Source organism: Breznakia sp. PF5-3, from assembly GCF_029504745.1.
Taxonomy (GTDB): domain Bacteria; phylum Bacillota_I; class Bacilli_A; order Erysipelotrichales; family Erysipelotrichaceae; genus Breznakia.
In genome coordinates this window covers 1-12,357 of sequence record NZ_JAQFIQ010000058.1, presented here as the reverse complement: position 1 = coordinate 12,357, position 12,357 = coordinate 1, and the positions used below count along the sequence as shown (strand labels likewise).

At 30.7% G+C, this 12,357-nt stretch carries 11 protein-coding genes and 1 pseudogene; 9 read left to right on the top strand and 3 right to left on the bottom strand.

What is annotated here, in order from left to right; translation table 11 throughout:
• Positions 1 to 690: 690 nt before the first annotated feature.
• Positions 691 to 2,106, top strand: a complete 1,416-nt coding sequence (locus tag M2475_RS10665) for an AbiH family protein (RefSeq protein WP_277491474.1) — start codon at positions 691 to 693, stop codon at positions 2,104 to 2,106.
• 115 nt (positions 2,107 to 2,221) lie between these two features.
• On the top strand, positions 2,222 to 2,923 hold the full coding sequence (locus M2475_RS10660) for a site-specific DNA-methyltransferase (protein WP_277491473.1): 702 nt from the start codon (positions 2,222 to 2,224) through the stop codon (positions 2,921 to 2,923).
• Between the two features lie 230 nt (positions 2,924 to 3,153).
• On the opposite strand, the gene M2475_RS10655 is transcribed toward M2475_RS10660, so the two are convergent.
• Positions 3,154 to 3,393: a hypothetical protein gene (locus tag M2475_RS10655; protein WP_277491470.1), complete on the bottom strand. Its 240-nt coding sequence runs from the start codon at positions 3,391 to 3,393 to the stop codon at positions 3,154 to 3,156.
• 2 nt (positions 3,394 to 3,395) lie between these two features.
• On the bottom strand, positions 3,396 to 4,658 hold the full coding sequence (dinB, locus tag M2475_RS10650) for a DNA polymerase IV (RefSeq protein WP_277491467.1): 1,263 nt from the start codon (positions 4,656 to 4,658) through the stop codon (positions 3,396 to 3,398).
• A 148-nt stretch (positions 4,659 to 4,806) separates the two neighbouring features.
• On the opposite strand from dinB, the gene M2475_RS10645 reads away from it, so the two are divergent.
• Entirely contained in the window at positions 4,807 to 5,397 is a 591-nt protein-coding gene (locus tag M2475_RS10645; protein WP_277491464.1) for a LexA family transcriptional regulator, read from the top strand.
• Between the two features lie 99 nt (positions 5,398 to 5,496).
• On the opposite strand, the gene M2475_RS10640 is transcribed toward M2475_RS10645, so the two are convergent.
• Complete coding sequence (locus M2475_RS10640) at positions 5,497 to 6,654, bottom strand: IS110 family transposase (protein ID WP_277491463.1); 1,158 nt, start codon at positions 6,652 to 6,654, stop codon at positions 5,497 to 5,499.
• Between the two features lie 249 nt (positions 6,655 to 6,903).
• Between M2475_RS10640 and M2475_RS10635 the strand changes: the two genes are divergently transcribed.
• From M2475_RS10635 to M2475_RS10610, 6 genes and pseudogenes are all read left to right on the top strand, one after another.
• The gene (locus M2475_RS10635) at positions 6,904 to 7,848 is read left to right on the top strand and encodes a DUF2971 domain-containing protein (RefSeq protein WP_277491460.1); all 945 of its coding nucleotides are present in this window, start codon (positions 6,904 to 6,906) and stop codon (positions 7,846 to 7,848) included.
• A 2-nt stretch (positions 7,849 to 7,850) separates the two neighbouring features.
• Positions 7,851 to 8,411 (top strand): SOS response-associated peptidase family protein, encoded by a 561-nt coding sequence (locus M2475_RS10630; RefSeq protein ID WP_277491458.1) that lies wholly within the window; start codon positions 7,851 to 7,853, stop codon positions 8,409 to 8,411.
• A gap of 174 nt (positions 8,412 to 8,585) precedes the next feature.
• A complete protein-coding gene (locus M2475_RS10625; RefSeq protein WP_277491456.1) occupies positions 8,586 to 9,887 on the top strand; it encodes a recombinase family protein in 1,302 nt (433 codons plus the stop codon).
• Positions 9,888 to 10,353: 466 nt separating this feature from the next.
• Positions 10,354 to 10,510 (top strand): annotated as a pseudogene (locus M2475_RS10620) (IS200/IS605 family transposase); the annotation flags it as partial.
• A gap of 683 nt (positions 10,511 to 11,193) precedes the next feature.
• A complete protein-coding gene (locus M2475_RS10615) occupies positions 11,194 to 11,667 on the top strand; it encodes a hypothetical protein (protein WP_277491453.1) in 474 nt (157 codons plus the stop codon).
• A 173-nt stretch (positions 11,668 to 11,840) separates the two neighbouring features.
• Positions 11,841 to 12,047: a hypothetical protein gene (locus M2475_RS10610; protein WP_277491448.1), complete on the top strand. Its 207-nt coding sequence runs from the start codon at positions 11,841 to 11,843 to the stop codon at positions 12,045 to 12,047.
• Positions 12,048 to 12,357: the final 310 nt, after the last annotated feature.

The following is a 12,357-nucleotide window of genomic DNA, read 5'->3' as shown; positions in this document are numbered from 1 at the left end:
TATTCATACCAAGTTTATGATGACACCCTATAAGTACCAACAACAAATATCACATGTATCTTAACTAGTTGTCAATTAAACTGTTGCAGTTCCCAATAAAATTTTTGAAGAATTTATTACTTTTGGAAGTGTTGTTTATTGTTCCAACCAAGAATAATATTTACATATTAATTGTGTTTACTTTAACTAATATATACTCTGGATATGATGATTATAAAGAAATGGAGCAAATATCCCAAAATATGGATGTATTTAAGTTTGATTTTATTTATTTTCATACTAATAAAACTAGTTTTTAAAGGTTACTATTAAGTGACTTTTTTAGGCTTTTTTTTTGGTGTTACATATATATATAGTGAGGTGATTATATGTACGATAATATATACGATATACTGATTGATTTAAATGATGATAATGTTACATTTGGAGAAGCAATGATAATATTTATAATTTTAGCGAACGAAAATTTTATTAATTTATATTGCAATTAGAGAAGTGACTGCTAGAGCATGTTTAGAAAATATCTTGTTAAATCTTATAAAGATGTTAAAATATAAATTACAAAGTAAGGTATAAATATCCCTTTCCTATCTTCCTACCTTACTTTGCATTTGGATATATAAACTATTCTCATTGTGAAAATAGTTTTTTTTTTGATATAATTTATGGGTGAAATAAAAGGAGGATATTATGAACAGCAAATTAGTTATTATTGGTAATGGATTTGATCTAGCTTGTGATTTGGAAAGTGGTTTTGGATCATTCTTTAGCTATATGAATAACCGTATAGATTTACTTAATAAAAAAGAATTGGAAGGACAAGGAAGACATTCAAAGTATTATGATATGATAAAAACTATAGATCTATACGCTACATCAACAGAAACTACTCAATTGGCTAATGGTGGATATACAACAGTAGAGAGAGTAGATTTTAATTATAATGTTAGACGAGCTATTGAGACTGTTGATAATTTTTTTGATAATAAACCAATTAAAACAGAAGACGATTTAAATTTTTGGAATCTCTTTTTTATGTTGAATGAAAGGGAATGTAACAAAGCTTTAGGAAAAGGTATTAAAAATTGGTCTGATGTAGAGGCGGTAATTAAAGATTTTATTTTTCCATATGATTATGATGAGAATTCAAACGAAAAAAAAGAAAAAAAATCTAGTTGCTGTTTCATTAACATGCAAGACTATTTTGATTCATATAATGATTGGATAAAAGAGTATTTAAGAATGGCAGATGAAGGGTTTGGAGCATCAAGAAAAAGTTATGATACTAGAAAAGCTAATTATTCGCATCTTTTAGGATTTATACATGCAACATGGATATATAAAGCAAGATATGCACTAACCAACTTTAACCATGAGTTTATATATGAAGATGAAGATCAACAATATAGAATATTAAATAGGGAGTTGATTCGATTTGAGAATCAATTTAATGATTACCTAATAAAAGTAGTTAATAAAAATAAATCTCAATATGAGAGTACTGCTTTAAGGCTTATGAAAGAAATTACAGAGGATGCAAAGACCTACGGCTGGAGACTAGATTTATTAAGTTTTAATTATACTCACCCTGGTTCTTTAAACGACTATGTAGATTCATACACCAACATTCACGGCTCACTTCTTCATGATGATTATGGAAGAAAAGGAGAAATCATTTTTGGAGTAGATGGGATGAACTTAGATCCTGATAAAGTAAATCCAGTATCTCTTCAGTTTACAAAAACATTTAGAGTTGCTTTTAATAATAAAAACAGTGAAGCAAATGGAGTGATTCAAGCTTCTTCGCCACCCGAAGAAATTTACTTTTATGGGCATTCACTAGCAGATGCTGATTATTCATATTTTCAAAGTATATTTGATACGTTTAACCTTTATGCATCAAAGTTAAATTTAATTATCTGCTATGGTATTCCACCAACATATAAGCATAATGAAGAATTATATGAAACAGAATTACTGGAGAGTGTCAGTAAATTGCTACGTGCATATGGAAAGACATTAGATAATAAAGATCATGGAAAAAATTTATTTCACAAGTTGATTCTTGAAGGAAGAATAAAATTAAAAAAGATAGATTCTATCTAGGTTGAAAGCGAATGATTATTGCTTTATTCATTTTAAAATATCGAAAGTCAAGACTGATAATAAATGAGTTTTGTATATATAATATGAGTACAAGTTCGAACAAAAAAGATAGGAGATGATAAGCAAATTCAAAAAAAATACAATTTATTTAGGCGATGCTTATAAGTTAATACAAGATATACCAGATTGCTCAATTGATTTGATTGTAACAGATCCGCCCTATGAAATTGCATCTTCTTCAGGGAAAGGATCAGGAAAGATATCAAAGGCTTTACAGAAGGTAACACATGATTTAGAAGAAGCAAGAATTACTTCAGGAATAAACTCATGTATTCTTGATGAATTTATGCGTGTTATGAAGAAACCAAATATATATATTTGGTGTAACAAAAAACAAATAGTACAATATTTAAATTTCTTTGTTGGAAAACATAAATGCTCTTTTGAAATTTTAGTTTGGATTAAATCAAATCCAGTGCCTACTTTTGGTAGAAACTATATGAATGATAAAGAGTTTTGTCTATATTTTAGAAAAGGGATTTCACTTTCTACAACATATGAAAGTGGGAAAACATATTGGATTACACCAACTAATGTTAAGGATAAGAAAGTATATGATCATCCGACTATTAAACCATTGAATATTATAGAAACATTGATTAGTAATTCCAGTAAACCAGGAGATATTGTCCTAGATTGCTTTCTAGGATCAGGAACGACAGCAGTCGCAGCCAAGAAGTTGAATAGATGTTATGTTGGCATCGAGTATAGTACAAAATATTTTGAAACTAGCTGTAGACGAGTGCTCTCAATCTAAGAAATTCATGGTATATTATTTTTGTAAATACTTGATTTTGTCGTTTTTTATGATATATTATAGTTATCTTATATAATTCTTGCTTTTGTGTGTTGAATGTCTATGATATGTATTGTTTCATAGATATCGATACATACATTGCTATTTAACTTAACTTTATCGAGATTTATATAAGATATTAAAAAGATCTTCATTTGAAGATCTTTTTTATTTTGTCTATAGAGTTGTGTTTATGGCCGTGTACTTTCAATGAACCATTTATCTACTTCGTAGAATAATTTTCTAATTTTTCCATTAATTGAGCAAACATATAAAACGCCACAACCACCAGCTTGAGAAGAAGCGTTTCTAATTTCATGAATTTTATCAATTCTATATTTTTGTCCATTCAACCAAACTATATATCCTGGTGTAAGCTTTCCGTTTTCATCGCATAAGGCAATTACTTTTACATATTTTTTAAATATCATATTTATTTAATACTACCTTTTAATACACCAACAGGAAATATAGTATGGTTAGCTTTAGGATCCACATTACTAAGCCGAGTATCTAATAAGGCAGAACATTTATCGATTTTGAAAAATCCAAATTTTGATCGAATTGCCTCAACAACAACTTCAACTTTTGTTTCATTTTCTCTTTCTTCAACTTCACCAAATAAATCATATTGCGTGTGCGTTGTAAAAGGCTTTAAGCCAGTAACACCAACACCGATACTTCTTAGAGGAAACTGTCTATTCCAATTCTCATCTAATAAATTCATGGCTATCTGTAGTATTTCCTTAGCAGTATCTGTATAATGATCAATCTTAATTTGCCTAGTACATGAATCTAGCTTCGTATCTCTGATACTAATATGAATTACATTGCCTTTATATCCTGATTCTCTTAACCTGCAGGCAACGGAATTAGATAAACGCTCATAAACAATTTTAGCTTCTCTAAAATTTGTAATATCCTTTGGTGTAGTCCAGGAGTTTCCGATTGATTTAGGCGTGCGTTTATGAACTGTAGGATCAACTGGAGAGTCTTCAGAACCATTTGCATAACTCCACAATAATACTCCTATTTTTCCAAACTTCTTCTCCAATAATTTTACTGAAGTTTTTGCTAAGTCTCCAATTGTAAAGATACCAAGTTTATTCATTTTATCTTGGGTTGCTTTACCAACCATTAATAAATCCTCAACAGGAAGCTTCCACGCTTTTATTTTGTAATTTTCTTCATCTATGATAACTAGTCCTTTTGGTTTAATCATATCAGATCCAAGTTTAGCAAAAATTTTGTTAAAACTAACTCCAATAGAAATTGTAAGACCTAATTCTTCAAAAACCCGATCTTGAATTTCTTTAGCAATTTGCTCACCTGATCCGAAAAGGCTTTGAGATCCTGTGATATCAAGCCAAGCTTCATCAAGTCCAAATGACTCTACTCGATCTGTATATTCTCTATAGATATCTTTTACCTTCTCTGTATAGTATTGATATTTATCATACTTTGGAGGGATCACAAATAATCCTGGACACTTCCTAAGCGCATCCCTAATTGGCTCTCCAGTTTTAATTCCAAATGGTTTTGCCTTCAAATTTTTAGCTAGAATAATGCCATGTCGAGCTTCCTCGTTTCCACCGACTACCATCGGAACATCCCTGCATGCTGGACTGAGCATTTCTTCTATCTGTGCGTAACAGTGATTTATGTCACAATGTAATATTACTCTGTCCTTATTCATTTATTTTCATCCTTTCTGTACTTTCACTTTACACCCGATATTCTCAAAAATCAACAATAAATGAGAAAAAAACAATAAATATAAACCAAAAATTGCAAATATATAAAATTAATGATAAAATCAAGGTAGAAAGTAAAGAGGTTTTTGTATGAACGTAAATGTTATAAAAAAACAAATGGAAAAACTAAATTTAACTTCTTCAGACATAGCTGAAGGGTGTGATGTAGGTGTTTCAAGTGTTTATAGATGGTTAAGTGGATCCACAACGAAAATAACAAAAGAAAAAATGATAAAACTGGCTGAATTGTTAGGAGTATCTGTACATGTATTAGAGGATGAAACTACTAAGTTAATAAAGCCAATTCTAGGTACAGTTAAAGCAGGATATGATCACTATGCTAATGAAGATGTGTTAGGGTACGAGGAAGTCAATACAATTGAGGCGAAAAGAGGCGACTATTTCTTAAAAGTTAAAGGTGACTCAATGATAGGTGATGGAATATTTGATGGCGATTTAGTATACGTAAAGCAAATTGATGAAGTTCCTGATCATTCAATAGCTGTAGTATTAGTTGGAGAGGAAGTAACAATTAAGCGTTTTGAGAAAAAAGATGAGTTAATCATTTTAACAGCATCGAACCCTTCTGTGCCTATGAGGACGTTCAATAGAAATGAAGTAGTTGTCCTGCCTGTAAGAATTCTAGGTCAAGTTGTATATGCAAAAAGAGTATTTGTTTAGGAGACCAACTATGAATTGTCAAGGAAATAATTTGTAGTTGATTAGCCACAACGAAAAGACCTAAAAAGGTCATTTCAAAAAAATAGATGTAAATGCTAACTATTCAAGATTGAATTCTTCGTTCTTGTGATACATGGTATGGATGCAACGAACTAGTTTAGCAGCACAATGTCCAAGTGCATTGTAGTGTGATTTGCCAAGTGAACGTTTCTTGTCATAGTAGTCTTTAAAAGTTTTATTATTACGAACAACATTCCAAGCTGACCAGATAAGAGCATAACGAAGAAGTTTCTTACCACGTTTAGACATACGTGTTTGAATAGCATTAAAATTACCTGATTGACGAACGATTGGATCTAATCCAGAATAAGCAATTAGTTTACTTGAAGTACTAAAATCGAGTATATTAGATATAGAGGATAATATATATCCAGCGAAGATCGTAGATATTCCTGGTATGGAAAGTATTAGTGGTTGATCAGCAACTACATACTCTTCAATTAACTGCTCTATTTGAGCAATTTGATCCTCATAGAACTCGATTTGATGGATGCACAATTGGATTTGCGTAGAAATGGCGGTCGTGGTTATTCCTACAGAGTTATTTGCTAACTTCTTAAGTTCAATTGCTTTGGCTTTTGAATACTTCCCCTTAGAGGATTTAAATAGAAGCCGTTCTAGTACATCAATTCGAGTTTCTTTTATTTGAATAGGCGAAGGGTATTTCTTGAGGAGTTGATAGCACGTATTGATATGTAAATTCCCTTTGAAATACTTAGCTAATTCAGGAAAAACAATGTCTAAGTAAGAAGTAAGTTTAATCTTACAACGAGATTTAAGCGTTACAAGATCATGCCTTGATAAACACAGATTATAGAAGTCGTTATGTTTCGAAACTTGACGAGACTTCTCCTGTGAATGGTATAAGGCTAAACAAATGGCTTGAGCATCCACTTTATCATTCTTCGTATTACGAATGTTCGCTTTACGAAAAGGGATGACTTCTAAAGGATTCATTAACTTGGTTATATACCCTTTAGAATTAAGAAAGTGCTCCAAAACTTTATGGTAATGAGCAGTAGACTCAAAACCGAAAACAACATCCTTCTTATCGAAGGAAACAATGTTTGAGATTAACTTAGAAAAACCTTGTACATTATTCTCAAACGAAATTGGATGAGACACTTCGCCAAGTGCATTCATGATGCAAGCGACATGTGACTCTTTGGCAATATCAATGCCTACAAATACAGTCATAAAAAGACCATCCTTTCTGACCTGTAGTCGTCCACGATGATCTATTCTGTAATCTTGCGAGACATAAGAGTTCAAAGACTCATCCAACCAATTAGCAATGAAATAGACCATGAGGGAGTACTCTCCTAAGACCAGTCAAAGCTGTAATAAAAATAAGCACTGTACAGGTCAATTTCATTATAACAATATCGGAAGGAGAAGTATGATTCTCTCGTCTACAAGGTACGATTTAATCATACAAGATAATATATGAGTAAACATGGGAAACTTTTTGATGACTGGGTAAAAATGCAATATGAGTATACAGTAGATGAGCAATTCGAACAAAAATGTAGGCTGTTGGGAAATGAAGGTCTATTAGCAAGTAACAAAAAAAAGAGAATAGATTTAAAAAGACTGCGTCAAATGACAAGGAAATATGCTCCAAAGCAATTTTTCAGATATAGATCTGGAACTGACGCTGACGCTGAAGATATTTTAAACAATAATATTTGGTTCTCAAATCCAAAGGCATTTAATGATCCTTGTGATTGTAAGTTTGACTACAATGTTAATTATGCAGTGTCAAGGGAGCTGGGTATACCATATGAGGAGGTTAATTCTATATCTAAAGACCTGGATCAACTAAAACTTGAAGAAATGAGCGTACATGCGAGTGAAAGGCATTATATTTGTTGTTTCTCTGAAGTGAATGATAATATGCCAATGTGGGCATATTACGCAAATAATCATAAAGGCATATGCATAGAATACGATCCAAGGGAAATAGTGAAATTCGTTAAGGAAATGGATAAGAGGAAGGTATTAACTTATTTTTCACCTATTTATTACACTGATGATTATGAAGAGTATTATGAAACAATAGCAGATGCGCTAAAGCACTATGAATTTGCTCCAGTTAGAAAGGCAACTGACTGGAAGCATGAGAATGAATTTAGAATAGTTTGCTATGATGTTTTAGAAAGGTATAAAGAGATACCAAAAGAATGTATTAAATGCGATGTTGGAATGAAATTCCCTGCGCCTAAAATTAAAGCAGTATACTTGGGTTACAATTTTCAATGCAATAAAGCTAAAGAAAAAATTATTCATGCATGCGAGTCGAGAGATATTCCACTTTATGAGATGATACTTCCAGATATGAGTTTGCATTTAAAACCAATCCAATATCTAAAAAAGAAGGAGAGACAATAGATATGTGTGGTAGATTTGTTGCATTATCAGAAACTACAATCAGAGAACTACTAAAGAAATCAGATAAGGAACTAGATATTAAGGATGTAAAATATGGAGAAGTATACCCAACTGATAATGCTTTAGTAGAATTGGAAAGAGGTTACCAAATAATGAATTGGGGAGCTCCTAAGTGGGATGGGAAAGGAGTAATTATAAACGCTAGGCAAGAAACCCTAATTGACAAACAGTTTTTTAAAAACGACTTCAAATATCATCGCTGCATTATCTTGGTGGAAGCATTTTATGAATGGGATAAAGAAACACCTAAGAATAAGTATTATGTTAAAAGGAAGAACCAAGATATAATGATGCTTGCTGGTTTATATAAAGTAAAAGATAATACCCCTCATTTTGTGATTATAACTCAAGAAGCAATACCTGCATTTATGTCTATACATAATAGACTACCTTTGATGTTGAATGATGATGAGGTTGAACCATACTTAAATAGCGAAGATCCAAAACAATGGATAAAACCTAGAGAGTATGAAGACTTAGAATGGAAAGTAGTAAATAAATAATATTTAGGAAGAATTAATATCCTGATGTAATTATTAGTAGAGAAGTGGAATCAATCCTGAAAATCGTGGCAGTGCTTCTCTTTTTTGTTGCATTTAATAATTGATATATCTGCTGTTAAACAAGTACAATAATACTGGTTCATACTTTTAATTCTCACTGTTATAGGAGGGATAATGTCAGAAATTAAAAAGAAGAACTATAACGTTGGAGTATACTGCAGAGTATCAACACAAGAACAAGCAGAATCAGGATTTGGTATCGATGTTCAAATGAGTAAGATAAATGCTTATCTTTCACTCTTTGACTATGAGCTAGAAAATATTACATATTATATTGATGAAGGAATAAGTGCTAAAGACATGAAAAGAAAGAGACTCCAGGCACTACTGAAAGAAGTAGAGAATGGTAATATTGATTTGGTAATAATATATAAATTAGATCGTCTTTCTAGAAGTGTTATTGATGTATACAAGATTATTGAATTGTTAAACAATAATAACTGCAATCTAATAGCAGTTATGGATCAATTAGACATAAGTTCTGCTAACGGAAGAATGATGGTAGGGATGCTTGCTATTATTTCACAATGGGAACGAGAAACTATTTCAGAACGTACAAATGACGGTATGATCCAAATGGCAAAACAAGGCTTATTTCCTCGTGGGGGTAAGCCTCCTTTTGGGTATATAAGAGGTGAGAATAATAAATTGGAAATAAACGAAGAGGAAGCAATTCTAATACGTACTGCATTTAAGATGGCATGCGATGGATGTAATATGAGTGAAATTCAGCGTTATCTGAGCGATAAAGGAAAGAAGTATGTAAAGTCTGATGCAATTAAAATACTTATTCAGAATAAAGTGTATTATGGTGATTTCTATTTCAAAGGAGTAAAATATACGAACATAACACCACCAATAATAAGTAAAAAAATGTATTTAGATGCAAATAAGAGTATAAGCAGGCTCCTTTGTCATAAGGATAATGAAAAGTATTATTTTTCATATTTATTAAAGTGTCAATCTGGACATTCATTGTTAAGCAAAAGCACAAAAAAACCTACTCGCAGATATTACTATTATGTTTGTGAGGAATGTCAAAACCAAAGGATTAATCAACAAGTAATTATTGAAGAGGTTTTGTTTCGGTTGATCACAAATAGTTTCCATAAAGATTACACTAAATTTGAAAAAAGATGCTTTACACGTATTAAATCAATTAATAATAGTATAGAAGAAGCTTATACAGATTATATAAATAGTAGGCTAGATGCTAAGACGTATGCATTTACTTTAAGTAAATTAGAAACTGATAAAAAGAATGAGATGGATAAGATTAAAAATATTAAGGTATCTAACTATATTGATTGGATTAGCATGAGCGATCGTGAGCGTAAGTATTTCGTACAAAATAATGTGAAAGAGATAGTTGTTGATATAACTTTAAAGAAAGTACTCAAAATTGAATTTAAGTAAGAAATAAAAAAAAGGGTCTTTTTTTGAAAAAACACTTGAAAAACAAAGTATGAACCTCTATAATAAACTTATAAGTTAAATAGCAGTGAGAAGGTTTAAATTAAATTTTCTGACAAACAAGAATTGCATTATGCGTTTCATCATAGTCGCTTAAAGAGTGAGTTCGACTAAAAAATGATGGCTCGCTCCAGATAAAAAACAACTCCATGAGAATGGGGTTTTCTTATGCTTTTACATCGTATTTTAAGGGTGTAAATACGCTAAAAAAGGGGCAACCTTCAACCAGTCATAGTTTGTTGTTGGTGTCGATTATTGATATATGTTTGGGCTGTAATTTTAAAATTACAGCCTTTTTTATTATCGCAAAAAAATACCAGCTGCTATGCGGGGGGGAAAGAACTTAAAGAAACCTCCATGTTATAGTAGAAAGCAGCCTAGCAGCTACAACAATAACAAGGAGGGGTTAATGAAAGACAATACAAGTTTATCACATACATCATATCGATGTAAGTATCATATCAAAGTATAGAAGAATGGTAATATACCATAAGTTGAAAAAGGATATAGGAGTGATTATAAAAAGTTTAATCGCCAGAAAATCAGGAGTGGAATTATTGGAAGCATAGTCATGGTTGCCAGGTTCAGGTAGCAAATGTAGGTGGTAAAAATATTGGAAATGGTATGGCTATCAATACGGAGTAGAGTGGTACGCCTGTTTTGTTTCGTGTGTAACAAAGCATGAGTAAGGCAGGATACCCATATGATAATGCAGTCATGGGGAGATTCTACAATACACTCAAATATGAATTTTATTACCTCTATAAGTTTGATTCTAATAAGATACTTGATTAGAGACTCTACGAATTCGTTTATGGGAAATATAACCATGTAAGACCGCATCGTGCAAACGGTGGACTTACTTCTTATGCAACGCGGTGCCATGCTGCATAAGAGATTTATACATAAGTGTTACAAAAAGAGTTGACTAGGACACAGAATAGGGCTTTTTTTCACCAAATAAGAGAACTCATGACACAATAAAATAAATCCTTATTTCACATAATCTTTCGTACTCTAAACAAGGAGTGCTAGAGATATGTTTGGTAAATAGTTTTACTGTACAGTGGAGATAAAGTACTATCGCAGTACTTTTTTTGATATAATATAAATTATCAAGTAATATAAATGATTTATATGATAGTCTAATATGTAAATTATAAGTTTATTCTATTTCCTTCAGTTGTGAAGTTTAAATGTAATTAACAACAAGATAACGTTAATGGTTTATAAATTATAAGGAGAAAAAATGAAATCTATACTAAGCGAAATTAATTTAATAAATATTAGTTCAACAAAAGGATGGAAGGGATTTGATGAAAGCAATGACTGGACAAAATCAAATATAGAAACTATTGTCTTTAATTTTTTTGAAACTTATGATTATGATTCATATGAAATATATTCGTCTATAGATATAGAATTGGGTCAATCAATTCACTGGATTAATGATATTGAAAATGCGTTAATAAAAAAAGGATATATCAGCATAGTTGAAAGAAAAGATGATGACTATATTAATGGATTTTATAAGAAAATTTCTAATATCAACTATTATAAAAACTATTCTCATGTTTCCAAAAATGATATTAAATTACTTTCTATACTTTGTATGGTGGATGATTATGTAGAGGGTTCATTGTTTATTCATTTAATTAATGAACAATTAATTGTCTATCCACATGAGGATGTGGGTTTTGGATATATTGAAATTAAAAAATAGTAATTGAGAAATTAAAGTGTAAATAAATAGTTGAATATTAGGGATATTTTGAATAGCAAACTATGTAGTGAATAAGAAAAAATCAATAAAAACCAGCTAAAGAAAATTTTGATAGGTATGTACAATACTTGAAATATGCCAGTTAAATATTACTTTGTTAAAAAGGTAATTAAATGAAAAAAATTAAATATATTTTACGAGTAACAGATGTAGTTTTCATAATAATCTTATGTGGAAAATGTGTATATACAAACACTAAATTTGAAACACAATATGATCAAGAATTTACTTCACCTAATAAAGTTAATGCAATTTTAGTTTGTAATGATTATAAACGAGTGTCAAAAAAGTATCAAAAAAACCTAAAAAGCGTAAAGTAATGTGATATAATATGACGTCAAACGACGTCATACGCTGATTTTAACGTAATTTGATGTTAAAAGATACGAATATGCCAATTCTCCTCGCTCGCTCCAGTAGTAAAACAAGTTCTTATTTATAGTAGGGACTTTTCTTTTGGACTATTATTATAAAAATTAAAAGCAAATGTTTACATAATAACCTTTTACTTATAATGCTTTTAATGATAATAGAAGGTAGTGTCAATAATTTTGTGTAAACGTCACAGTAGAATTTAATTGTATCGTTTATCAAACATATCATTGATCTCAGCTTGTACTAATCCAAATC

Bases quoted from the DNA above. Each gene is read 5' to 3' on its own strand.
- M2475_RS10665 (WP_277491474.1), top strand. From the start codon at position 691: ATGAACAGCAAATTAGTTATTATTGGTAATGGATTTGATCTAGCTTGT.
- M2475_RS10660 (WP_277491473.1), top strand. From the start codon at position 2,222: ATGATAAGCAAATTCAAAAAAAATACAATTTATTTAGGCGATGCTTAT.
- M2475_RS10655 (WP_277491470.1), bottom strand. From the start codon at position 3,393: ATGATATTTAAAAAATATGTAAAAGTAATTGCCTTATGCGATGAAAAC.
- dinB (WP_277491467.1), bottom strand. From the start codon at position 4,658: ATGAATAAGGACAGAGTAATATTACATTGTGACATAAATCACTGTTAC.
- M2475_RS10645 (WP_277491464.1), top strand. From the start codon at position 4,807: ATGAACGTAAATGTTATAAAAAAACAAATGGAAAAACTAAATTTAACT.
- M2475_RS10640 (WP_277491463.1), bottom strand. From the start codon at position 6,654: ATGACTGTATTTGTAGGCATTGATATTGCCAAAGAGTCACATGTCGCT.
- M2475_RS10635 (WP_277491460.1), top strand. From the start codon at position 6,904: ATGAGTAAACATGGGAAACTTTTTGATGACTGGGTAAAAATGCAATAT.
- M2475_RS10630 (WP_277491458.1), top strand. From the start codon at position 7,851: ATGTGTGGTAGATTTGTTGCATTATCAGAAACTACAATCAGAGAACTA.
- M2475_RS10625 (WP_277491456.1), top strand. From the start codon at position 8,586: ATGTCAGAAATTAAAAAGAAGAACTATAACGTTGGAGTATACTGCAGA.
- M2475_RS10615 (WP_277491453.1), top strand. From the start codon at position 11,194: ATGAAATCTATACTAAGCGAAATTAATTTAATAAATATTAGTTCAACA.
- M2475_RS10610 (WP_277491448.1), top strand. From the start codon at position 11,841: ATGAAAAAAATTAAATATATTTTACGAGTAACAGATGTAGTTTTCATA.